Genomic DNA, 23146 nt, shown 5'->3' with positions numbered 1-23146 from the left:
CTCAGACGAGGGGGACGCGCAGGGTCGCCGGTACGGCGGTCAGCGCGTCCCCCGCCGACTGCGCGACCCGGATCTCCAGCGTCCCCGGCAGTACGGCTGTCTCCAAGTCGGCGCCGACCTGCGCGAGTTGGTCGGCGCCGAGCGAGAAGGCGACGGTGCGGGACTCGCCCGCCCGAAGGTCGACAGCCCGGAACGCGCGCAGTTCAAGGGTGCGCGGCCACACGGGGGTGACCAGCCGCCGGATGTAGAGCTGGACGACCGTACGCCCCTGCCGCTCCCCCTTGTTGGCCACGTCGACCTCGACGGTGTGCCCGGACAGCCGCGGCGGTCCGTACGCGAAGCTCGTGTAAGCCAGCCCGTGCCCGAAGGAGTAGAGCGGTGCGGCGCTGTCGTCCACGTAGTCGCCGTACTCGTTGTCCTTGTGGTTGTAGTACACGGGGAGCTGGGCCGCCGAGCGCGGGACGGAGACGGGGAGGCGGCCGGTCGGTTCCCGGAGCCCCAGCAGGATCTCGGCGATCGCCTCGCCGCCCCACGGGCCCGGATACCAGGCGGTGAGCAGCGCCGCCGCCCGCTCGGCCGCCTCGGGGACGGCGTGCGGGCGGCCCTGGACGAGGACGACGACCGTGGGCGTGCCGGTCGCGGTGACGGCGTCGAGCAGGGCGTGCTGGGCCCTCCCGAGCCGTAGTCCCGCGAGGTCGACGCCCTCGCCGCAGGTCATCTCGGAGACGGCCCCCCGGGCCGCCCCGTTGGCGTCGAAGTCGGTGTCCGGGGTGCGCGCGCTGCTGCCGCCCAGCACCAGCACGGCCAGGTCGGAGGCGGCTGCCGCGGCGACCGCTTCGGGAATGCCGGAGAGGTCCTGGCCGGTGAGGGCGCAGCCGCGGGCGGGACGGATGTCGACGCCGGGCGGGGCGAGTCGCCGCAGCCCGTCGAGAACGCTGCTGCCGGTGCCGGGGCGTTGCGGGGCGGTGTAGTCGCCCGACTGGTGGGCGGTGGTGGCGGACTGGGGTCCGAGGACGGCGATACGGGAGACGCCCGCCGCGACGGGCAGGACACCGCCGTCGTTGTGGAGGAGGGTGACCGCGGCCCGGGCGAGCTTCGTGCTCACGTCCCTGCCGTGGGCCGGAAAGTCCGTGGGCGTGGCGTGCTCTTCGAACAGGCCGAGACGGAACTTGAGCCGCAGGACCCGCGCGACGGCCGCGTCGAACGCATCCTCGCTCACCAGCCCGCGCTCGACCGCCTCTTCGAGGTGGGTGAAGCCCTCGTCCCAAAGGCTCAGATCCACACCGGAGTTGAGCGCGAGGGCCCCCGCGGAGACCTGATCGCCGGTGATGCGGGCCAACCGGTCCACGGCCAGTCCGTCCGCCATGACCAGCCCGTCGAAGCCCCAGTCCTCGCGCAACAGCACGGTGAGCAGGGCCCTGTTGCCGGAGCAGGGCATCCCGTCGACCTCGTTGTACGCGGCCATGACGGCGGCGGCTCCGGCGCGGATGCCGGCCCGGGCGGCGGGGAGGTGGATCTCGTGGAGTTCGCGGGGCCCGAGCTCGGACTCGGCGGAGTTGCGGCCGCCGACGGTGGCGCCCTGTCCGGCGAAGTGCTTGAGGACGACGGGGGCCTTGTCGGCGGCGAATCCCGCCGCGTGCTCCCCCTGCATGCCCCGTACCAGCGCCTCGGTGAGCCGCGCCGCCAGGTACGGATCCTCGGTGAAGCACTCCTCCGTACGGCCCCAGCGCGGGTCGCGGGCGATGTCCAGCGCGGACACGAGGGCGACATGGCCGCCGCGGGCCCGCAGTTCGGCGGCGGCGTGGGCGGCGGCGTACTCGTACAGGCCGGGGTCCCAGGTGGCGCCGACGGCGAGGTTCACGGGCAGGACCGTGCCGTCGAGTGCCATGTGGCCGTGCGGCATCTCCTCGACGAACAGCGCGGGGATGCCGAGCCGGCTGCGCTCGACGACATGCCGCTGCACGAGATCGGCGAGGGCGGCGCCGTCCCCGGCACCGGGCCCGTCGGTGTGGTCGACGCCGGACCAGGCGTCGGCGCGCTGGAGCCCGTACAGGGCGCCGAGTCCGGCGAAGCGCTCGGTCTCGGCGTACAGGGCGTCGGTCAGTTCGAAGCCGCCGTCGGGGGTGCGGCGGTAGGCGTCCCAGCCGTACATCCGCTGGTTGAGCTGGCCGGCCTTCTCGCGCAGGGTCATCCGGGAGAGCAGGTCGCGGACGCGGGCGTCGACGGGGGCGGTGGGATCGCGGTAGACCATGTCGTTCATCCGGCGCCGCCGTGTGCGAGCCGGGCGAGGGCCACGGCGCCCCGGCAGCCGTCGGCCACCCAGTCGAGCGTCAGGCCGAGGGGGGTGAGGCGGCCCGCGAGGAGGGTGGTCAGCGGGCCGTCGGGGCCCAGCAGACCGCCGGTGGCGACGAGCGGTTCGCCCGGCTGCGGGTACAACGCCCGTACGGTCTCGGCCAGTTGACCCGCCGCCTCACGAAGGATCGCCTCGGCGACCGCGTCCTTGTCCCGCGCCGCCTCGGCCACCAGCGGGGCCAGCCGGGCGAGCCGGATCGGGGCATCGGCCATGACGGCCGGGAGCAGATGCATGCGGTAGGCCTCCCGCTGCGGGCGACTCCAGCCGGCCTCGCCACCGAAAGGCAGCGGACCACCCGGCCCACCGTCGTGGGGCAGAACACGGCCGGGCCCACCGTCGCGAGGCACGACGCTCCCCGGCCCACCGTCGCGAGGCACGACGCGGCCCGCCGCACTGCCGTACGGCAGGACGCTGTCCGGCAGTCCCAGCCTCCGCCCCACGGACCCGGCCAGGGCCGTCGCGGGCCCCCGCCCGTCCGCCATGCGCAGCGCGGCCCGTACCGCGGTACGCCCGATCCAGAAGCCGCTGCCGTCGTCGCCGAGCAGCCAGCCGTCGCCGTCCACGGTGACCGCGCACCGGCGGCCGGTGATGCGCATCGCGACCGCGCCCGTGCCGGCCACCAGGGCGAGACCGTCGGCCGGGGTGCCGGGGGCGGCGGCGAAGGCGGCCTCGATGTCGCTGCAGATGGTGACCGATGCGGCCGGGATGCCGAGCCGTCGCAGGGCCGCGGTGAGGGCGGTCCGGGCGTGGACGTGGCCGGGGTCGTCCGGGGAAGCCGCGGTGGCGCCGGCGAAACCGCCGGCGACGGACACGACCCGGCCGCGCGTCTTCTCGGGCACCGCCCGGGCGACGGCCTCGGCCAGGTGCTCGGTGAGCCGCGGCACCGGGACGGTCAGGGCGTTGCCCGGACCGGCGGCGCCCTCGCCCAGCGGGCGGCCGTCTGCCGCGGCGGCGAGCACGACACGGGTACGCGTGCCGCCCGCGTCGAGGCCGACGACGAGTTCGCCGTCCCACTTCTGGTTCAAATCATTGCCCATCACTGACTATGGTGGTTGATACATTCGCGCAGGACAAGCCCCGGACCCGAGGAGGATCCCATCCGTACACTCCGCTTCGGCGTCAACTACACGCCCCGCCGCGGCTGGTTCCACTCGTGGCACGACTTCGACGCCGTGCACACCCGCGAGGACCTGGACCAGATAGCCGGGCTCGGCCTCGACCACGTTCGCGTCTTCCACCTCTGGCCGCTCCTGCAGCCCAACCGCACGCTCATCCGCAGCGCCGCCGTCGACCAGCTGGCGCTCCTCGTCGACCTGGCGGCCGAGGCGGGCCTCGACGTCCTCGTGGACGGCGTCCAGGGCCACCTGTCCAGCTTCGACTTCTACCCGGAGTGGACCCGCAGCTGGCACCACCGCAACGTGTTCACGGACCCGGAGACCATCGAGGCACAGGCCGCACTCCTGCGCACCCTGGGCAGCGCCCTGGCCGACCGCCCCAACCTGATCGGCCTCCAGCTGGGCAACGAGCTCAACAACCTGGTCGAGCACAACCCGGTGACGGCGGCGGAGGTCGACCACTACCTCGACACCCTGCTGGCCGCCGCCCGCGAGAGCGTGCGCCCCGGTCACCTCGTCACCCACTCCGCGTACGACGCCGCCTGGTACGGCGACGGCCACCCCTTCACCCCCGAGGCCTCGGCCCGCAAGGGCGACCTGACCACCGTCCACCCCTGGGTGTTCTCCGGCGACTGCGCCCGCCGCTACGGCGCCCGCTCCCCCCAGGTGCACCACCTCGCCGAGTACGGCACCGAACTCGCCACGGCCTACACCGAGGACCCGGCCCGGCCCGTCTGGGTCCAGGAGACCGGCGCGCCCGAGCCGCACATCCCGGCCGCCGACGCCCCCGAGTTCGCGCGGGCGACCGTACGGAACGCGGCCGAGTGCGCGGCCCTGTGGGGTGTGACGTGGTGGTGCTCCCACGACGTGGACCGCTCACTGGCCGACTATCCGGAGCTCGAGTACACCCTGGGCCTGTTCGACTCGGCCGGCCGCCCCAAGCCGATCGCGGACGCCCTCGCCGCCACGGTCGCCGACCTGCGTGCGCAGCCGCCGTCGCCCCGGCCGCGTAAGACGGCCCTGGTCCTGGACTGCACACCGGCCACCCGTTCCGTGTCCGGTCCGGGAGGCGCGTTCTTCGAGGCGTGGATGCGGCTGCGCGCCGAGGGTGCACGCCCGGCGGTCGTCCTGGCCTCACGGGCGGACGACGAGGGATACCTGGCGGCGCGCGGCATCAAGAAGGTCGTACGACTGCCGTAGGGCGAGGCCTCGCTCCCGTCACGCTCCGGACAGCGCCTCCGCGACCGCCCGCAGGTTCACCTTCCCGCGCCCGTACGAGCACAGGGCACCGTCCTCCGGCAGTCCGGTGGCCACGCGCACCGCGTCCGGCCGCCGGGTCAGCAGGGCGTCCCGCAGGGCCGCCTGCCAGGGGTGCAGCCCGGCGTCGCAGGTGGCGACAGCCAAAGGCAGGTCCCGGGCCAGACGCAGGATCCCGTCGGCGAGGGCGGCCGGGTCCGCGGGCTCCCCGGTGACGCACGTGCCCGTGGCGGCCGGATCGACGGCACGCAGCTCGGTCAGCAGGTCCTCGCCGCCCCAGTTGAGCGCCGGATGCGGCGGCGGGAACAGGTCGACGACATGGGCGCCGCGCACGGGCGCCGGCCCGCTCCGGCTCCGTACGGCCCGGCGTGCCGCCTCCAGTCCCGCCTCGGTGTCCCACCCGGCGACGCCGGTCGCGGGGGCGGCGTACCTCTCGGCGAGCCGGCGCACCCGCCCCGCGGCCTCCCCGATCCGCTCCTCCGCCAGGGTCCCGTCGCCCAGCGCTGCGAGCACCGCGTCCCGGCAGCCCAGCGTGACCTTCAGGTCCGGTACGGCGACGATGACCTGGTCCGCCCCCGCCGCGAGCGCGATCCGCGCCCCGGCCGCCTCGCCGTAGCGGTCGGCTATCGCCTTCATCTCCAGGGCGTCGCTGACCAGGACGCCGTCGAAGGCGAGTTCGTGCCGGAGCAGATCGCCCAGGATGCGCCGGCTGAGGGTGGCGGGGCGGTTGGCGTCCAGCTCCGGGAAGACGACATGCGCGCTCATCAGCATCGGCACCCCGGCGACGATGGCGGCCCGGAAGGGCGCGAGGTCGAGTTCCTCGTACGGCCGCGGATCCACGGCCAGGTCGTGGTGGCTGTCGGTCACGGTGCCGCCGTGTCCGGGGAAGTGCTTGGCGCAGGAGGCGATGCCGCGTGCCTCGGTGGCGGCGATCCAGGCCGCCGTGTGGCGGGACACCAGCTCCGGGTCGGTGCCGAAGGCGCGGGTCCGCACGATCGGGTTGTCCGGGACGTGCTGGACGTCGGCCACGGGCGCGTAGGAGGCGGTGATGCCGAGCGTGGCCAGGTGCCCGGCGAGCGCGTCGGCGCACCGGGCGGTCAGCCCGAGGTCGTCGGCGACACCGAGGGCGAAGGACCCGGGGACCTCGGGGGCGCCCGCGCTGACCAGGTGGCCGATGCCGCCGCCCTCGTTGTCGATGCCCACGAGGAGGTCGGGGCGCAGGGCCCGCAGGGTGTCGGTGAGCCGCCGCACCTGCCCCGCGTCGCGCACGTTGCGGGTGAACAGGATGACCCCGCCGAGGCCGCGGTCGACCAGCCGTTTCAGGGTGTCGGGGACGGCGGTGGTGCCGTCGAATCCGGCGACCAGACAGCGGTGGGCCGCTTCGTCCAGGTCGACGGGGAGAGCGGTGCCGAGGGTCACGCCTTGGGTGTGGCTCATCACCCAGGAAATCTTCTGGATCGTTCAGCCAAAAGTCAACAGTTGCGTGGATCGGTGATTCAACACCCCGAGGCCCGGGACTGAGATCCGGACCCGCTGGGCACACTCCTTTCCGACGACCGCAGGTCCACGCCCCGTCGGCTCCCGGTCACCACGGCGTCACACCGAACGGGAAGGTCTGGGTGGTCCCCGCTTGCCCGCCGGCTCTCCCGCTCCGCCGCTGTCCCGCCCCTGCATCGCCTCGGATCCGTCACGCCGCGCGCCGCACCGCGCCGGACGTGACGCGGAAGGACGACGTGCGCCGTGTCTCTGCTCCCGCTCGACGGTCCCCCCGGAACGCGCCCCACGCCCAGCCGCTCCCCCGCCGCCGCGCGCCTCCTCCCCACGGCGCTGAGCCTGCTCCCGCTCCTGCTGATCGGGGCGTGGGCGGCGTTCGACCGGCACACCGTGTACGAGGGCGCCGCCCGGCTGGCCGGCGCCGACCCCTGGTGGCTGCTGGCGGCGGTGTTCTTCACCTGCCTCGGCTGGGTGGCCGCCGCGTGCGTACGGCAGGGCGCCCTGCCCGACCGGCTTCCGCCGGGGCTGCTGCTCGCGTCACAGTTCGCCGCCGGTGCCGCGAACCACGTACTCCCGGCAAGCGTCGGCGCCCACGCGGTCACCCTGCGTTTCCTGCTGGGCCGGGGCGTTCCCCTCCGCCGGGCCGCCGCCTCCCTCGCTCTCTACTCGCTGGTCAGACCGATCGCGAAGACGCTGGTCCTGCTGGCCTTCCTCGCGGCCTCCCCCGACCTGCTGCCCTGGGACCAACTCGCCCCCGAGGAAGGGACGTTGCTGCTGGCCGCCGGTGCCGTGGCACTCGGCCTCGCGGCCCCCGTCCTGCTCGTGGCGGCCGTACCCCCACTGCGTCGTCCCGCCCTCACCTTCGTACGCACCGCCCTGACCGACGCGAGGCTCCTCCACACCCGGCCCGCCCGTGTCGCCGCCCTCTGGGGCGGGGCCGCCGCCACCCCGCTGCTCCAGGCAAGCGTGATCGCCTCGGTCGGCGCCGCGCTCGGCCTGCCGCTGACGTGGACACAGGTCACCCTCGCGTTCCTCGCCGCCGGGGCGGTCGCCGGGGCGGTCCCCGCGCCGGGTGGCATCGGCCCCGTGGACGCGACCCTGGTCTTCGCGATGGCCGCGCTCGGAGCGCCCCTGAGCCTGGCCACGGCGACGGTCATCGGCTACCGCGTCGTCACCATCTGGCTTCCCCTGCTCCCGGGCGCCCTCGTCCTGTCGGCACTCGTGCATCGCAAGGTCCTGTGAGCATCCGGACGGCAGATGACCCCCGCGTCAGCGCCGCGGGGGTCACCGAGAGCCGGGTCCGGCCCGGTCAGGGCTGCTGGACCGGCTTGCCGCGGCCCCACGCCCAGGCGAGGCGGTCGGCGCCGGACTGGTTGGTGGTGGCCAGCCAGGGGCGCGCGGGGTCGCCGGTCAGGGTCTGCAGCGAGTAGGTGTCGTCGGTGCGCAGGCCCGGCCAGTAGACGGAGCCCATCTTGAGCTCGCGGAAGGTGTCGGTGACGGCCTGGAGGAAGTTGACGAAGTTGTCGTCCGGGGTCGGCACGTTGTAGTTCAGGCCGGTGGTCATCGGGGATCCGAACTCGTCCGCGACGGTCCGGTTCGCGCAGTCGCCGATGCGCACCTTGAGGTCGGCGACCCACTGGTCGTAGGTCGCGTACTCCTTCCAGAACCCGTAGTGGTGCAGCGACAGGTAGGTGCCCTTCAGGCGCGGGTCGGCGCATACCGAGGTGACGTGGTCGTTGTAGCCGGCACCGCTGACGAAGATCCGGTTGCGCGGGACCGACGGGTAGGTCGACAGCCACTGCGCGGCCTTGTCGGCCCACTCGGTGTCGGTGTAGCCGTGCGGCTCGTTCATCGGCTCGAAGTAGACACGGCTGTCGTTCTTGTAGGCCTTGACGACGGTCTTCCACATGGGCCAGTAGGTGGCCTCGTCGTCGATGAAGCCGTCCTTCTGGGCGCCCGTGCCCTCCCAGTAGGAGACGATGACCTTGAAGCCCTTGTCCGACGCCGCGTCGATGACCCCGCGATACGACTTCCAGTAGGCGCCGTTGACCGTGTACGGGTTGATGGGCAGCCGCACGGTGTTCGCGCCGAGGTTCGCCCGGAACGCGGAGATGATCCGGCTCGCCTTGGTGTAGGTCTGGGCGTAGGTGTCGGAGAGCGACAGGCCGGACAGCACGACCGGGTCGTCGGCGAAGTTGTCGCGGGGGTCGGCCCAGTTCACGCCCTTGAACTGGGTCGTGTCGGTCTTCGGCGCGGCGGCGGAGGCCGGGCTGCCGACGAGGGTCGTGCCACTGATCGCGGCGATCGCGACCGCGGCGAAGGCGGTACGCAGCCGGGGCGTGAAGCGGGCTCGGGTGGGGGTCTTGCGCATCGACGTGCCCTTTCAGGAGCGCGGATGTTTACGTGAACACGCACGGCGACAAGTGGGGGCCGGTTCTCGGGCGGGGGGACCCGGGGCGATGTTTACGTAAACTTGGCGGCGCCGGAATCGTGACATCCACCCCAGCGGCCGTCAAGGTTTCCCCCGCGTAACATCCGGTGCGTCGGGCAACAGGCGGACCCGCGTCGAAGGAGGCACCAGTGGTGGAACGGGGCGGCTCGGGCGTGCCCGGCGGGCGCCGCAAGCAGCGCGTCTCCATGGCCGATGTCGCCAAGGCCGCGGGCGTCTCGTCCCAGACGGTCTCGCGGGTCTCCAACGGCCATCCCGGAGTGATCAGTTCGACCCGGGAGCAGGTGCTCGCCGCGATGCGCGAGCTGGGCTACCGGCCCAACAGCGCGGCACGCGCCCTGCGCTACGGCCAGTTCAACACCATCGGCGTGATCCTGTTCAGCCTGTCCTCGACGGGCAACAGCCGCACCGTGGAGGCGATCGCCACGCACGCCGCGGCCGAGGGGTACGCGATCACCCTGATCCCCATCGACGTGCCGACCCAGGACAACGTGCTGGGCGCCTTCACGCGCATGGGCGAGCTGGCCGTCGACGCCGTCGTCGTCATCATGGAGATCCATCTGCTCGACGCCGCCACGGTCCAGCTCCCGCCCGGCGTCCACGTCGTGGTCGTGGACTCCGACGCCGGGGACCGCTACGGCGTGGTCGACACCGACCAGGCCGACGGCGCGCGGAAAGCCGTACGACACCTGCTCGACCTCGGGCACCGGACCGTATGGCACGTGACGGGCCCCGAGGCCTCGTTCGCGGGCCAGCGCCGGACCCAGGCCTGGCGCACCGTCCTGGAGGAGGCGGGGCGCCCGGTGCCGCCGCCGCTGCACGGCGACTGGACGGCCGAGTCCGGCTACGCGGCCGGCCTCGCGCTCGCCGACGACCCCGGCTGCACCGCGGTGTTCGCCGCCAACGACCAGATGGCCCTGGGCCTGCTGCGCGCCTTCCACGAACGCGGCCGCTCCGTCCCCGAGGACGTCAGCGTCGTCGGCTTCGACGACATCCCGGACGCGGCGTTCTTCGTCCCGCCCCTCACCACCGTCCACCAGGACTTCGCCGAGGTGGGCCGCCGCTGCGTGCAGGGCGTCCTGCGCCAGATCCGCACGCACGGCGGCCCGAGGGCCGGAACCGACCTGGTCCCGACGAGCCTGGTCGTCAGGAACAGCACGGCAGCGCCGCGCTGACCAAGGCGCGGACGCGCCGGATACGCGTGGGCGGCCAGTGGCAGAAGATCCGGGACACATGGAGAAGCCGTTGGTCGTGCCGCTCTTCGAGCGGACCAGCCGCAGTGTCGGTCTCACCGCGGCGGGGCAGGCGCTGCTGCCCGAGGCGCGTGCGGTCCTCGCTGCCACCTACCAGCTGCGCCGTACGGCGGGCGCGCAGCGGCGGCAGCTCTCCGGGCGGCTCGCCGCCCGGACCATGGGCGCCGAGGCCGCGATGCCGCACACCCGCGCTGTCCTCCATGCCCTCCAGGACCGGCACCCTCACATCGGAGTGCCACTTCTGCGAGTTTTCCACCGTGGCGGTCATCCACTGCCTGATCGCGGTGGAGATCGTGCTACGTGATCGCACCCCGGGCGCGGGCGGGAAGCCGCTGCGGAAGCTCATCGAGCAGAGCGCTGACGCGTGGCGGGATTCCGTCCGGCACCAGGACGCACGCGCCCGCGGGGCACTGCCCGGCTGGGCCCCGTAGCCTCGGCCCCCCCCGGCGGCCTGTGGACCGTGGGCCGTCCGGTGCGGCAGCGGACCTGAAGCCGCGCCTCGACGCATGCGTCACGTCTCCTCATGCCAGGGGAAGCCGTCCACGTCCGCGGCGGCACGGGTCCAGACCCGCTCATCGTCATGGCCGCGGATCTGGTCCAGGAACGGGAAGTCCTGCGGCTGCACAGTTTGGCGACAGGGGTCACCGGTACGGGACTTGCCCACTGGGGCAGTTGCACCGAGACATCGCCGACCCGCATCCGCGGCTGCAACTCGAAGGTGTCGGCGGGCAGCAGGTACACCGTGCCGGGACGCCAGGGCTGCTGCTTCAGCGCCTGCGCGCTGATGGAGAAGTAGTAGTGCGGCTCGCCGAGCCGCTCGCTGCCGTTGGCGAGGCGGGCGCAGCCATTGATCAACGACATCGGGTGGCGGTCCCGGTCCAGGATGGCGTAGTACATCGGCCAGAGTCCGTCGCCGGCGGCGAAGACGGCGCGCCGGTTGCCGAACTCGCTGTTGTCGTCCGGCTGCCGGGGTTCGAAGCGGCTGATCGCCGGGTCGCCCGAGCCGTGCAGCAGCAGTCTGCCGCGGTCTGCGGCATGGCAGAGGAACTGCCATTTCGGCGCCTCGAGCCGGTAGTCGACGGGCGCGTCGGGACCGTTCGCCAGCGCCTGCTCCAGCAGTCGGTCGAAGGATGCCGACGTTTCGCGGTCCGGGGGTGGAGCGGGACGCGTCATCCAGTACGCCGGCAGCTTCATCAGAGCAACCTATCCAGGGCACTGCTCGGGACACCACGAATCCGGCTGGATGCGCTCCCCGGGCCGGCAGCGAAGCAGGCCGACCATCAGCAAGATCCGGCTGATCGCCGTCACCGCCGGCCATGACGCCGGTCACCTGCCGATCGATGACGGCGTGGTCCTGCAGGCGGGAGCCGCACGGTGATCTCGAAGCGGCCACCCGGCAGCAGGACGAGTGCGAGCGCGTGCCGGCGAATACGATGCGGCAGGAGAGGCCCGCCCGCGTCGAGCGGCTCTTGGGCCCGGCCTTGCCTGCCGACGGTCAGCAGGCAAGGAGTCGCCTCGATGTACTGCTTTCCACCGGGAGTAAGGTGCGCTCACCCGCCCGGTAACAGTCGGTCGCTGTGCTGTGGGGCCCACAGGACCGTGTGTGAGCGGCCCTCCGACCACCGCCCACGGGGGGACCCCATATGCCCGGCACCAGCCCCGCACTCGCCGACCTGGCGGGACTCTGGCGGCGCTCGCTTCTCGTCGACGAGCGCGGCCGTGACACCACGAGCTCCGTCACCTGGGTCCAAGGGCCCGCCCGCTACGCCGATCTGCGGCAGCCGGCCGGTCTTTCGCCGCCCCGGGGGACCGGGAGTCTGGCCGACCTCTCCTTCGAGCAGTTGCTCGACCTCGCCGGGCAGGAGGCGTTCGCCGGGCGCCTGCGCCACGCCGAGGGCGCCTTCCACTGGGGGCGCACCATCGACTATCAGCCGCCCGCCGCCCTCCCGGACGCGGGGCGGCTGGAATGGCACGGACCGGTCCTGGTGGAGAAGGGCCTGCACGCGCCGTACGTGGAGCACTGGCATCCCGCCGAGGAAGCCGGTGGGTCCTGCGCGGCCGCGGAGCTGGTGGGCCCGCGGTCCGGCCGGGCCGGCTTGCTCGTGCGGGCCGGATCGTGGTTCGGCTACGCCCGCGGCCGGAGCGAACCGCTGCCGGCCCACGCCTCGCTGGCGGAGCTGGTAGCGGGGGCCGGGCACCTGGGCCGGGCCCGTGAGCTGCTCGACTGTGAGGTGTCGCTGGGCCGGATCACCGGCGATCGCTGGATCGTCGAACGCTCGACTCTGCCGCACCGCGAAGGCCGCTCCCTCGCCCCGGCCCTGGCCGGCGGCGCGGAACTGTCGGTGAGCGACACCGGCCCGGGCGGCACCGCCTACCAGCTCAGGTGGGAGATCAGCGCCGCCGAGGGGCCCCTCCACGTCCTCGCCGGAAGCTGACTGACGGCCCGCGCTTCGCCTCCCGGCGGCGGTCCGCCCAAAGCAGCTCAGCTCGCGTGAGGGACGCGGCTGCGGACCAGGTCATGGGCGTGTACGGCGAACCACAGCTCGGCGATGTGGTCGGTCCGGGTCACCCCGCGGCCGGTCAGCTGCTCGATCCTGCGCAGCCGGTAGCCGAGGGTCTGTTTGTGGATGTGCAGTTCGTCGGCGGCCGACTGCCAGGACCGGTCGCGGCGCAGTACGACCCGCAGCGTGTGCAGGTAGTCGGTGCCGTGCTCGGCGTCGTGCGCGATCAGCGCCCCCAGCACTCTGGACGCCAGCACCTGCGCCTCGGCCGGGGTGCGCGGCAGCGGCAGCGCGGTCTCGTCGCCGTACCGGATCAGGCGCCGGTTCTCGGCCTCGGCCGCTCCCAGCGCCCAGCGGGCCTCCTGTCCGGCTTCCGGCAGGCGCTCCGCCGTGCCGATCCGGTCGCTCACGCCCATCGGGGCGGAGGTGTCCAGCAGCCGGGTCAGGTGCGCGAGCCACTGCGGCCGGTCCTCCACCACGATGTGGAGGCTGTCGTCGCGCCGCAGCAGCAGGTGCGGGACGCGCAGCCTGGACAGCCGTCTGCCGACGTGGTCGGCGGTGTCGTCGCACGCGGCCGGGGTGAGCACGACGACAGCGGCGGCCGGCCCGATGCCGGTTTCCGCCAGCCGCTGGCGGGCGGTCGTCGGGTCGAGCCCGCGGTCGAGAAGGAGGCGGAGCAGGTCCGCGCCCCGCCGGCGTCGGCTCTCCCGGTCGGCCGTGAGCTGGGTCAGTTCCAGGGAGCCGAGGGCGGCGACATGCTGGAGCAGGTCGAGGCCGGGCAGCTGTTCCCCGGTCGGCTCGGCGACCAGAGCGGTCGGCTGGTCGCCCGGTACCGCGACGGCCAGGGCGATCGCCGCACCCGAGCCGTCCTGTCCGCGGTGGCGCAGCCGCAGTACGCCGGGGATGGCACCGCCGTGCGCCGCGTACTCGGCGACCAGTTCCCGCGCGAAGCCGGTCTCCGGTCCGTCCTCGAAAAGCGACAGGCCGGTCTCGGGGTCGACCAGATACAGCCGCGCCTTCAGCTCCGCTCCGAGCCTGCCGAACGTCTGCGGTCCGGGCAGCCCGCCGGCCATGGAGGCCCGCAACAAGGAGTACAGGCGGGCGACACCGGCGAGTTGCCGGGCTTCCTCGCGCTCGTTGACCTCGGCCACCGCACGGACGACCGCGCTGAACGGCACGCTGTACGGCACGGACACCACCGGCAGCGACAAGTCGTCGGCCCGGTCGGTGAGCGCGCGGGTCAGCGGCGGGCCCTGCATGCCGAGGCCCAGCCCGAAGGCGCTGGTGCCCGCCTCCGCGAGTCTCTCGATGAAGCGTGCCTGCCCGGCGGGGTCGGCGGCCAGCCCGGTGCCGTTGGTCAGCAGCAGCTCGCCCGCGGAGAGCCAGGCCCACGGGTTGGGCAGGTCGGAGGGGTGCGCCCAGCTGACCTCGCGGTCGAGCCCGTCGGCACCCGCGTGCAGCGACATCTGCAGGTGCGGCAGGGCAAGGAGTTCCCGCACCGTGACCGCCATCGCCGCCTCCTCGTTGTCCGCCCCCCCGTCGCCCGGCGCCTCGCTGGTGAGCGTCTGGAACGTATCCGCGCCGCCCACGCCGGTGATGAGACGGGCGTGAATTCCCTGTTACCGGGTGCACACACGGGCCGGACCCGGGTGACATGAAGGCAGCCTCATACTCCGGTACGAGTACGCGTGGATGTTCTGCGCCGCAGTCGGATGGCGGGGCCGCCCCGGCCGTCCCCATGCTGTGCGCATCGAACGAGCGGAGAGTGCGCCATGGCGGAAGCAAAGGCTTCTCAGCGTGATGTCACCACGGCTGCCGGCCGACGTGATGTCACCACGGCTGCCGGCCCGATCGGCTGGCCCGACGGCTTCACCTCGGCCGCCTGCCTGACCTTCGACATGGACGCCGAGGCCGCGGTGCTGAGCACCGACATCGCCTCGGTCCACCGTATGAGCCCGATGAGCCACCAGTCCTACGGACCGCTGGTCGCAGTGCCCCGGATTCTGGCCATGCTGGAGCGCCACGGCCTCAGGGCCACCTTCTTCGTTCCCGGATACACCGCGCACCGCTACCCCCAGGTCGTGCGGTCGGTGGTCGAGGCAGGGCACGAGGTGGCCCACCACAGCTACTTCCACGAGAACACCGTCGGAATGGACGCCACGACCGAGGCGGACATGCTCGACCTCGGGCTCAAGGCCCTGTACGAGGTCGCGGGCGTCCGGCCGGTCGGCTACCGGGCGCCGATGTGGGAGCTGAACTACCACACCCCCCGCTTGCTCGAGGAACGCGGATTCCTCTACGACTCCAGCCTCATGGACGCCGATCACCCCTACCGGCTGGCCGTGGACGGACGGGCGCAGGCCCCCAGCATCGTGCAGGTGCCCGTCTCCTGGGGACTGGACGACTGGGAGCAGTACGCCTTCCTGCCCGGTCTGATCGGCAGCGGCGTGATCGAGAGCCCCGCCAAGGTGCTGGAGATGTGGACGTGGGAGCTGGAGGCCATGTACCGCCTCGGCGCCTGCTTCGTGCTCACCTGTCACCCCTTCCTGTCCGGCCGTCCCTCACGGGCCGAGGCCCTGGAGCGGCTCATCGAGCGAATGAAGGCGCTGCCCGGCCTGTGGATCACCACGGTCGCCGAGGTCGCCCAGCACACCGCGTCCCTGGATCTCTCCCCGCGCGGCTGCCCGCAGCCGGAGCTCCCCGACCAGGCGTACTGGGTGCCGCAGCGCCCCTGACGCCCCCCTCTCCCCATCGCGCACACAGGCAAGGGCGCCTGTCGTGTCACTCCTGTATGCCCTCCGTCGGCTACCGCGCCGCCCCTTCGACAGGACACCGAGATGACCTCAAGCGCCCAGACCGCACTGGCCGGCCCGCCCGGCCCCGGCATCGGCTCCGAAGCCACCGGCGGACTCAAGCAGCAGTACAACCTGAGATCCGCCTTCGCCCTCGCCTTCTCCGACGTCTCTCCCATCGTGGGCATGTACGGCGTCTTCGCCCTCGGTGTCATCACCGCCGGGCCCGCCTTCTGGTGGGCCTTCCCCGTCGTCCTCGTCGGGCAGCTCCTGGTCTGCGGGGTGTTCGGCGAACTGGTCTCGCGCTGGCCGCTGCAGGGCAGCGTCTACCAGTGGGCCCGCCACCTGATCGGCCCGCGCTACGGATGGTTCACCAACTGGGCGTACATGTGGGGCCTGACCCTCGCCCTGTCGGCCCTGTCCTTCGCCGGATCCGGATTCCTGCTCGGGGCGCTCGGGGTCACCGGCTTCAGCCGCACCGAGCAAGCCCTGACCGCGCTGGGCGTCCTGCTGTTCGGCTCGGCCGCGAACATGATCGGGGGACGCGTCCTCAAGGTGCTCCTCTACGTCAGCCTGACCGCGGAGCTGATCGCCACCCTCGGCATCGGCACCGTGCTGCTCTTCGCCCACCGCACCCATTCCTTCTCGGTCCTCTTCAGCGGGGAGGGGACCGCGCACGGGTCGGCGTGGCTCACGGGACCGTTCCTCGGCGCCGTCGCGATCGCCGGCTGGTCCTTCGTCGGGTTCGAGTCGGCCGGCTCCATCGCCGAGGAGGTCAAGGAGTCCCGGCGCGTCCTGCCCAAGGCGATGGCCCTGGCCCTCGCCGCCGTCGGCATCCTCGTCATGTACGCCAGCCTCGGCATTCTGCTGGCCATGCCGGACATCGGGGACGTCCTGAGCGGAAAGGACGCCGACCCGATCGCCACCACCCTGGAGGCCGGACTGGGCTCGGCGACCGGCAAGGCCCTGCTGATCGCCCTGGTCATCGGGTTCGCGGCCAGTCTGATGGCGGTGCAGGCGGCGGTCAGCCGGGCCATCTGGGCCGGAGCGCGCGACCAGGCCCTTCCCGGAGCCCGGTTCCTGGGCAGGCTGTCCGGCAAGGAGCGGGTGCCGCGCGGCGCGATCGCCCTGACCGCGGTCGTCGCGGGCTCGCTGCTCTTCGTCAGCGCGTCGAAGATCTACGCGCTGCTGCTCTCCTTCGCCAACGCCGGCTTCTACCTGTCCTACGCGCTGCCGGTGCTCGGCGCGGTCTACGTCAGGCTGCGCGGCACCTGGGAGCCCGGTGAGTGGTCCCTGGGCCGGTGGGGGAAGCCGGTGACGTACGCGGCCGCCGTGTGGATCCTCTTCGAATCGGTCAACATCGCCTGGCCGCGCGCCCTCAACGGCGTGTGGTACCTCGACTGGGGACTGCTGATCATGACCGGGGTGCTCGGTGCGGTCGGTGCGCTGGTGCACTGGTCGGTGACCCGGCCGGACCGCGTGGCCCCAGTGGTCGCCCTCTCCCCGGCCGCCGCTGATCGGGCCGGAGAGTGAGCGGCCGGGTCGCCCTGATCACCGGCGCTGCAGGCGGCATCGGCGCCGCGACCGCCGAGGTGTTCAAGGAGGCGGGCTGGCGCACCGCCGGGCTGGACCTCAACCCTTCCGTGACGGACCTGCCGGTCGTCGTCGATGTGACCGACCGTCAGGCGGTCGCGGAGGCGGTCGCGCGGGTGGCCGAGCGGTTCGGGCGGCTCGACGTGGTGGTGACCGCGGCCGGGTACTACGAGGAGGGCATCGATGCCGCCGACCTCACGCTCGGTCAGTGGGACCGCATGTTCGCCGTGATCCTCGGCGGCACGGTCAACACCTGCGCCGCCGCGCTGCCCTTCCTGGCCTCGGGCGGCGGTGGCACGGTGGTGGTGATCTCCTCGGAACTGGCGCTCACCGGCGGCAGCGGCGACGTGCACTACGTCGCCGCCAAGGGCGCGGTGCTCGGCTTCGCCAAGTCGCTGGCGCTCGAGGTGGCCGACGACGGGATCCGCGTCAACATCGTCGCCCCGGGCCCCACCGACACACCGCTCCTGGCGGCGGATTCGCCCTGGCGCGATCCGGCGTACCTGGCCACGCTGCCGCTCGGCCGGCTGGTCACGCCGGCGGAAGTGGCGTACACCGTGCGCTATCTGGCCACCGAGGGCGGCATGTACTGCGGGGACGTCCTGTCCCCGAACGCCGGGGCGGTGATCTGAGGTGACGTCCGACATCAAGGAGGGCAGCCTCGCCCTGGTCACCGGAGCCGCCCAGGGCATCGGCCGGGCGACCGCGCTGCGGCTGGCCGCCGACGGCCACACCGTCGCGGTCAACGACCTCACCGACGACGGACGGCTGACCGAACTGTCCGAGCGGATCGGCGGGATCGCCGCGCCCGCCGACATCGCCGACCCGGCCGCGGCGCGCGCCATGGTCGCCGAGGTGGAGCAGCGGGCCGGGCGACCGGTGGGCGTCCTGGTGGCCAATGCCGCGGCGATGGCGATGAGCCCCTTCCTCGACCAGCCGCCGCAGCAGTGGTGGCACCAGATCGAGGTGAACCTCTCCGGCCACTTCCGCGTCGTCCAGGCCGTGCTGCCGGGGATGCGGGCGCTCGGGCACGGCCGGATCGTGGTCATCGCCTCGGAGTGGGGGGTGATCGGACAGCGCAACGCCACCGCCTACGCGGCGTCGAAGGCCGGGCTGATCGCGATGGCCAAGGGCCTGGCCCGCGAACTGGGCCCGCGGGGCGTCCTCACGAACTGTGTCGCGCCGTCCTATGTGGACACCGACCAGCTGCGCGTGGACGCCGAGGACGCGGGCGTCACGCTCGACGAGCTGCGGGCCCGCTACCGGCGCCTGATGCCGGTCGGCCGGCTGGCCGAGCCCGCCGAGATCGCCGCGGCCGTCTCGTTCCTCGCGTCGCCCGGCGCGGGCGCGGTCATCGGTCAGGTCCTCCAGCCCAACGGCGGTTCCACCAGAGGCCGTGCCTGAACGCTCTTTCTTCCCTCACCCTTCCCGCAGCGAGACAGAAAACAGGAACCCCCCATGCCCGACTCGTCCCTCGGACCGATCCCTCCGATCCGCCCGGCGAACGGCACCACCGTCCCGCGCTTCGCCGGGAGCGGGAGTTTCGCCCGGCTGCCGGAGATCGGCCAGGTCGGCGACTACGACGTCGCCGTGCTGGGCGTGCCGTTCGACACCGGCACCTCCTATCGCCCCGGGGCGCGGTTCGGCCCGATGGCCGTCCGGCAGGCGTCCCGCCATCTGCGCCCGGCGTTCCATGTCGAGCTGGACATCGCTCCGTTCGACGAGATCCAGGTCGTCGACGCCGGTGACGTTCCGGTCACCCCGTACTCGATCGACACGGCGCTGAGGCAGATCGCCGACCACGCGCGGGAGGTGGCGCGCGGCGGCCACCGCCTGCTGGCGATCGGCGGTGACCACACGATCGCCCTGCCGATGCTGCGCACGGTGGTGCGCGAGCACGGTCCGGTCGCTCTGGTGCACTTCGACGCGCACCTCGACACCTGGGACACCTACTTCCAGGCGCCGACGACCCACGGCACGGTCTTCCGCCGCGCCTTCGAGGAGGGCCTGCTGATCGAGGACCACTCCATCCATGTGGGCATCCGCGGTCCCGTCTACGGGCAGGCCGACCTGGACGCCGACAAGCGGTTCGGCTTCCGTACGATCCGGGCGGGCGACCTCGACGTCCTCGGCCTGGCGGGCACGATCCAGGCGATCACGGAACGGGTCGACGACCTCCCCGTGTATCTCTCCGTCGACATCGACGTCCTCGATCCGGCCTTCGCCCCCGGCACCGGCACTCCGGAGGCCGGGGGACTGACCAGCCGCGAGCTGCTGCACGTGCTGCGCGGGCTGACCGGACTGAACCTGGTCGGCGGCGATGTCGTGGAGGTGGCCCCCGCCTACGACCACGCCGAGGTGACCTCACTCGCCGCCGCCACCGTGCTGTTCGACCTGATCACCCTCATGGCGTCGGGCTCCGGCAAGCGGTAGCCGACCTGCCGGCAGCTACTCCCTCGTCAGGCGTCAGGCGTCAGACGAAGCGAGATCGAGTTGATGCAGTACCGCTGGTCGGTGGGGGTCGGGTAGCCCTCACCCTCGAACACGTGCCCGAGGTGCGATCCACACCGGGCGCACCGCACCTCGGTGCGCACCATCCCGTGCGACCGGTCCTGGACGAGCTCGACCGCGTCCGAGTCGCGCGGGTCGTAGAAGCTCGGCCAGCCGCAGTGGGACTCGAACTTCGTGGTGGAGGTGAAGAGTTCGGCGCCGCAGGCCCGGCAGGAGTAGACGCCCTCGGTCTTGGTGTCGGTGTACTCACCGACGAAAGCGGGCTCCGTACCGGCCTGCCGCAGCACGGCGTACTCCGCCGGGGTCAGCTCCGCGCGCCACTGCTCGTCCGGCTTCTCGACGTCGTACGACATGTCGGCCAACCCCTCTACTTCTGTGCGAGACGGTCCAGGATCCGCGGGCCGAGGTCCGTCACGTCACCCGCGCCCATGGTGAGAACGAGATCACCGGGCTTCGCCATTCCCGCGACGGCATCCGGGACCGCGCCCTTGTCGTGGACCGGCATCACGTCCGCGCCCGCGGCCCGCGCCGCCTCGATGATCAGCTCGCTCGTCACGCCCGGGACCGGGTCCTCGCGGGCCGGGTAGATGTCCAGGACGACCGACCCGTCCGCCAGGGACAGCGACCGGCCCATCTCCTTGCCGAGCTCCTGCGTCCGGGAGAAGAGGTGGGGCTGGAAGACGACCAGGATGCGGGCGTCACCGGCCGCCGCGCGCATCGCCTCCAGGTCCGCCGTCATCTCGGTCGGGTGATGGGCGTAGGAGTCGATGACCTGGACCCCCGCCGCCTCGCCCTTGAGCTGCAGGCGCCGCTTCACACCGGTGTACGCGGCCAGCGCCGGGGCCAGCTCGGTGGCCGGGACGCCCAGCGCCACGCCCGCCGCGAGCGCGGCCACCGCGTTGTGCGCGTAGTGACGGCCGGGCACGGAGACCGTGAAGGTGAGCTCCGCACCGTCCAGCAGGACGACGACCTCGCTCTTCAGCCCCTGCGCCGTCACGGACAGGACGCGCACGTCGGCGTCCTCGGACTCGCCGTACGTCACCGTCCGCACCGACCCGGCCAGCCGCCGCGTCAGCTCCCGCGCGCCCTCCTGGTCCGCCGTGATCACCAGCGTGCCACCGGGCACGATCCTGCCCGCGAACGTCTCGAAGGACTCGTAGATCTCGCCCATGGAGGCGTAGTTGGCGTGGTGGTCGAGCTCGACGTTCAGGACGATCGCGACCTCTGGCGCGTACTTGTGGAAGCTGCGGTCCGACTCGTCCGCCTCGGCGACGAAGATCTCGCCCTCGCCGTGCAGGGCGTTGGAGCCGGGCGCGTCCAGGTCGCCGCCGATCGCGTACGACGGCTTCAGGCCCAGCTCGCTCAGCGACACGGCCAGCATCGACGTGGTCGTGGTCTTGCCGTGCGTGCCCGCGACCGCGATCGGCCGCAGGCCGTCCATCAGCCGGGCCAGCGCGTCCGAACGGTGGACGACCGGAATGCCCAGTTCGGCCGCCCGCGCCAGCTCCGGGTTGTCGGCCCGGATCGCCGACGAGACCACGACACAGCTCGCGTCGTCGGCCAGGTGCTCCGCCGCGTGCCCGATGTGCACGCTCGCCCCCAGTGCGCGCAGCGCCTCGGCGGTCTCGGACTCCTTGGCATCGCTGCCCGCCACCTTCGCCCCGCGCTGGGCGAGGATCTTGGCGATCCCCGACATTCCGGCGCCGCCGATGCCGATGAAGTGCGGTCGGTCCATGGCGGGGGGAAGGCCGGGTGCCATGCGGGTCTCCTGGGGTGGTACGGCGGACTTTCAGGTACCGGCAAACCCTATGACACCCGCGACGGGCCCGGGGGCGGACGTCAGGCCTTGCTGTGCGAGAAGAGCTTGAGCACCGGCACCCCCACCTTGTGCCGCGCCCGCGAGGCCCAGTCCCGGTGGAAGAACTCCTCCACGTAGTGGGGATCGGTCAGCACGATCACCTCGTCCGCGTCGGTCTCGCCGACCAGGGACGTGAGCGCGTCCAGGGGGTGGTCCTCGATCAGCCGCCCCACCGCGTCGCTGCCGGCCGCCCGCAGGGCCCTCAGCGACACGTCGAGGGCCTGCTCCCCGAACCCTCTCGCCTCGTCGCCCTCCGGCATCTCCCGCTCCCGGGCCGCCTCGTCGAGTTCGCCGAGCGCGACGTCGTCGATGGCCCGCAGCAGCCGGTCCGCCTGGTCGCCGCGGGGCTGCAGCAGGACGTGGAAGGCGACCCGCTCGTCCCCGTGCAAGGTGGTGACGAACTCCACGTCGGCGGACGTAAGGGCCTTCTCGATCATCAAAACGCTTGTGAACACCAGGCGCCCCTTCTCCTTCGAGGGCCGAGCGCCCTCTCTCCTCCGTGGGCCGTTCAGGCCCTGCGGAAACCATCCTGCCCCGAGATCGCACGGGTACTGCCGGTTTCAGTGTGCCCGTCGAAAGCTAAACGGAACGGGATATTCCATCGATGTCGGAGCCAGCGGTTCCGATCGATCCCGTTCCCGCCGCGGCCGGGCTCACGACCGCTGGTAGCGGCTGAAGAGGAAGCCCTCCTCCTCCAGCAGGGACGCCAGCGCGAACCGCTGCGGGACCGCCACCGCCGGCCCTCCCGCGATGCGCTGCGCGTCCCCGGCGGTGAGCATCGGAGCCACGGTCAGGCAGAGCTCGTCGAGCACCCCGGCGGCCACCAGCTGCCCGAGCAGCCGCGGGCCGCCCTCCGTGAGCAGCCGGGTGTGCCCGAGCTCCGCCAGGGCCCGGACGGCACGGGCGGGCTCGACGCCGACGCCGTCACCGGCGACGACCACCCGGGCGCCCGCCTTCTCGGCCGCCGCGATCCGGTCCGGGGCCGCCGCGGCGCCCGTGAGGATCAGGGTGGGCACCAGGGGCGAGGTGAACAGCGGCAGCGTGAAGTCCAGGTTCAGACTCGCGCTGACCACCGCGATCGCGGGGACGGGCCCCTGCCCGGCCGCCTCCCGCATCTGCGCGAACTCAGCACGCGCGCGTGCGGGTCGGTACCCCTCCTGGCGTACCGTTTCCGCGCCGGCGATCACCACGTCCGCGAGGGCCCGCAGGGTGCCGAAGATCCGCATGTCGGCGGCGCTGGAAATGGGCTTCGACCGGCCGTCGTGCTGGGCGGCCCCGTCGAGCGTGGAGACCATGTTGGCCCGCAGCCAGGCCCCCGGCCCGCCGGACCCGGCTCCGGCCGCGCCCTCGGGCCCGAGTTCGGGATACGCGTAGGCGGCGGCCAGCTCGGCCAGACTCCACTCCCGATCCACGAGGTGAGCGCGCCCGACTCCCCCGGCACCGTCACCCCCGGAGCCCTCGGGAACACCCCCCACCCCCTCCCCACCAGGAGCCTCACCCGGGGTCCGGGCCACGGTTTCGTCGGTCACAGGGAACAGGCGTCGCATGCCTTGCAGTGTGGCACGGAGCCTGGGGCGCGCCGGGGGCTGCCGGTGCCCACCGGGCCGGTCCAGCGGGGGCCGCGAGGGCCCGGTCGACCCTCTGGGCCTCGCCACAGGGCCTGCCTCGGTCTGCCTCGACAGCACACCCTGCCCGCCCCGCCCCGGGACCGCCAGACAGTCCGCTCCCAGCCAGGGCCGCAGAGGCCCGGCGCGCCCTGCCCCGCCGTAGTCGCCCTGGCCCACCCGGCCCCGCCAGGCCCACCAGGCCGCTCCCACCCGCACCGCGAGGGCTCCCGACCGATCTCGCCCACACCGCAGTGGCCCGCACACCCCCGCCACGCAGGGACCCGGCGGATCCGGCATCCCCACCACCCAGGGGCCCCGCACCCCTGCCTCACCACCCTCGTCCCACCCCCGCCCACCCCGCCC

20 protein-coding genes and 1 pseudogene are annotated in these 23146 nt (G+C 73.0%); 11 read left to right on the top strand and 10 right to left on the bottom strand.

Annotation, left to right across the window (positions count from 1 at the left end):
* Position 1: 1 nt before the first annotated feature.
* Positions 2-2260 (bottom strand): glycoside hydrolase family 3 N-terminal domain-containing protein, encoded by a 2259-nt coding sequence (locus KUM49_RS11390; RefSeq protein WP_374200146.1) that lies wholly within the window; start codon positions 2258-2260, stop codon positions 2-4.
* The gene (locus KUM49_RS11385; protein ID WP_217236642.1) at positions 2257-3390 is read right to left on the bottom strand and encodes an N-acetylglucosamine kinase; all 1134 of its coding nucleotides are present in this window, start codon (positions 3388-3390) and stop codon (positions 2257-2259) included. The genes KUM49_RS11390 and KUM49_RS11385 overlap by 4 nt, the downstream gene beginning before the upstream one ends.
* Before the next feature lie 8 nt (positions 3391-3398).
* On the opposite strand from KUM49_RS11385, the pseudogene KUM49_RS11380 reads away from it, so the two are divergent.
* Positions 3399-4668 (top strand): annotated as a pseudogene (locus KUM49_RS11380) (glycosyl hydrolase).
* An 18-nt stretch (positions 4669-4686) separates the two neighbouring features.
* On the opposite strand, the gene KUM49_RS11375 reads toward KUM49_RS11380, so the two are convergent.
* Positions 4687-6162, bottom strand: a complete 1476-nt coding sequence (locus tag KUM49_RS11375) for a glycoside hydrolase family 3 N-terminal domain-containing protein (RefSeq protein WP_217236640.1) — start codon at positions 6160-6162, stop codon at positions 4687-4689.
* A gap of 303 nt (positions 6163-6465) precedes the next feature.
* Here KUM49_RS11375 and KUM49_RS11370 point away from each other — a divergent pair, with 303 nt between their 5' ends.
* The gene (locus tag KUM49_RS11370) at positions 6466-7461 is read left to right on the top strand and encodes a lysylphosphatidylglycerol synthase domain-containing protein (RefSeq protein ID WP_217236639.1); all 996 of its coding nucleotides are present in this window, start codon (positions 6466-6468) and stop codon (positions 7459-7461) included.
* Positions 7462-7528: 67 nt separating this feature from the next.
* Here KUM49_RS11370 and KUM49_RS11365 read toward each other — a convergent pair whose 3' ends face one another.
* A complete protein-coding gene (locus KUM49_RS11365) occupies positions 7529-8590 on the bottom strand; it encodes a glycoside hydrolase family 5 protein (protein WP_217236638.1) in 1062 nt (353 codons plus the stop codon).
* Positions 8591-8799: 209 nt separating this feature from the next.
* Here KUM49_RS11365 and KUM49_RS11360 point away from each other — a divergent pair, with 209 nt between their 5' ends.
* The gene (locus KUM49_RS11360; protein ID WP_217236637.1) at positions 8800-9843 is read left to right on the top strand and encodes a LacI family DNA-binding transcriptional regulator; all 1044 of its coding nucleotides are present in this window, start codon (positions 8800-8802) and stop codon (positions 9841-9843) included.
* A gap of 58 nt (positions 9844-9901) precedes the next feature.
* Entirely contained in the window at positions 9902-10225 is a 324-nt protein-coding gene (locus KUM49_RS11355) for a hypothetical protein (protein ID WP_217236636.1), read from the top strand.
* A gap of 38 nt (positions 10226-10263) precedes the next feature.
* On the opposite strand, the gene KUM49_RS11350 is transcribed toward KUM49_RS11355, so the two are convergent.
* A complete protein-coding gene (locus KUM49_RS11350) occupies positions 10264-11115 on the bottom strand; it encodes a hypothetical protein (RefSeq protein WP_217236635.1) in 852 nt (283 codons plus the stop codon).
* A 49-nt stretch (positions 11116-11164) separates the two neighbouring features.
* Here KUM49_RS11350 and KUM49_RS49775 point away from each other — a divergent pair, with 49 nt between their 5' ends.
* Together KUM49_RS49775 and KUM49_RS11345 are read left to right on the top strand one after the other, a co-directional pair.
* Positions 11165-11299, top strand: a complete 135-nt coding sequence (locus KUM49_RS49775; protein WP_302185423.1) for a hypothetical protein — start codon at positions 11165-11167, stop codon at positions 11297-11299.
* A gap of 265 nt (positions 11300-11564) precedes the next feature.
* The gene (locus tag KUM49_RS11345; RefSeq protein ID WP_217236634.1) at positions 11565-12356 is read left to right on the top strand and encodes a hypothetical protein; all 792 of its coding nucleotides are present in this window, start codon (positions 11565-11567) and stop codon (positions 12354-12356) included.
* Between the two features lie 47 nt (positions 12357-12403).
* Here KUM49_RS11345 and KUM49_RS11340 read toward each other — a convergent pair whose 3' ends face one another.
* Positions 12404-14011, bottom strand: coding sequence for a PucR family transcriptional regulator (locus KUM49_RS11340; protein WP_217236633.1), 1608 nt, complete (start codon positions 14009-14011; stop codon positions 12404-12406).
* A gap of 183 nt (positions 14012-14194) precedes the next feature.
* Between KUM49_RS11340 and KUM49_RS11335 the strand changes: the two genes are divergently transcribed.
* The 5 genes from KUM49_RS11335 (at position 14195) to speB (ending at position 19240) form a co-directional block, all read left to right on the top strand.
* Positions 14195-15157, top strand: a complete 963-nt coding sequence (locus KUM49_RS11335) for a polysaccharide deacetylase (protein ID WP_217236632.1) — start codon at positions 14195-14197, stop codon at positions 15155-15157.
* Between the two features lie 102 nt (positions 15158-15259).
* A complete protein-coding gene (locus tag KUM49_RS11330; RefSeq protein ID WP_217236631.1) occupies positions 15260-16747 on the top strand; it encodes an APC family permease in 1488 nt (495 codons plus the stop codon).
* Positions 16744-17439, top strand: a complete 696-nt coding sequence (locus KUM49_RS11325) for an SDR family NAD(P)-dependent oxidoreductase (protein ID WP_217236630.1) — start codon at positions 16744-16746, stop codon at positions 17437-17439. The genes KUM49_RS11330 and KUM49_RS11325 overlap by 4 nt, the downstream gene beginning before the upstream one ends.
* 1 nt (position 17440) lies before the next feature.
* The gene (locus tag KUM49_RS11320; protein ID WP_217236629.1) at positions 17441-18211 is read left to right on the top strand and encodes an SDR family NAD(P)-dependent oxidoreductase; all 771 of its coding nucleotides are present in this window, start codon (positions 17441-17443) and stop codon (positions 18209-18211) included.
* 54 nt (positions 18212-18265) lie between these two features.
* Positions 18266-19240: an agmatinase gene (gene speB, locus KUM49_RS11315; RefSeq protein WP_217236628.1), complete on the top strand. Its 975-nt coding sequence runs from the start codon at positions 18266-18268 to the stop codon at positions 19238-19240.
* 26 nt (positions 19241-19266) lie between these two features.
* On the opposite strand, the gene msrB is transcribed toward speB, so the two are convergent.
* The 4 genes from msrB to KUM49_RS11295 all read right to left on the bottom strand — a co-directional run bounded on the left by msrB (position 19267) and on the right by KUM49_RS11295 (position 22723).
* A complete protein-coding gene (gene msrB / locus KUM49_RS11310) occupies positions 19267-19671 on the bottom strand; it encodes a peptide-methionine (R)-S-oxide reductase MsrB (RefSeq protein WP_217236627.1) in 405 nt (134 codons plus the stop codon).
* Between the two features lie 14 nt (positions 19672-19685).
* Positions 19686-21077 (bottom strand): UDP-N-acetylmuramate--L-alanine ligase, encoded by a 1392-nt coding sequence (gene murC / locus KUM49_RS11305; protein ID WP_217236626.1) that lies wholly within the window; start codon positions 21075-21077, stop codon positions 19686-19688.
* Between the two features lie 80 nt (positions 21078-21157).
* The gene (locus KUM49_RS11300; protein ID WP_217236625.1) at positions 21158-21631 is read right to left on the bottom strand and encodes an indole-3-glycerol phosphate synthase; all 474 of its coding nucleotides are present in this window, start codon (positions 21629-21631) and stop codon (positions 21158-21160) included.
* Between the two features lie 198 nt (positions 21632-21829).
* Positions 21830-22723: a pyrimidine reductase family protein gene (locus KUM49_RS11295; RefSeq protein WP_217236624.1), complete on the bottom strand. Its 894-nt coding sequence runs from the start codon at positions 22721-22723 to the stop codon at positions 21830-21832.
* Between the last annotated feature and the right edge of the window lie 423 nt (positions 22724-23146).

It is taken from the genome of Streptomyces sp. AC555_RSS877 (genome assembly GCF_019049245.1).
Lineage (GTDB): Bacteria > Actinomycetota > Actinomycetes > Streptomycetales > Streptomycetaceae > Streptomyces.
The sequence above is the reverse complement of the archived record's forward strand: the minus strand, read 5'-3'. Positions and strand labels throughout refer to the sequence as shown.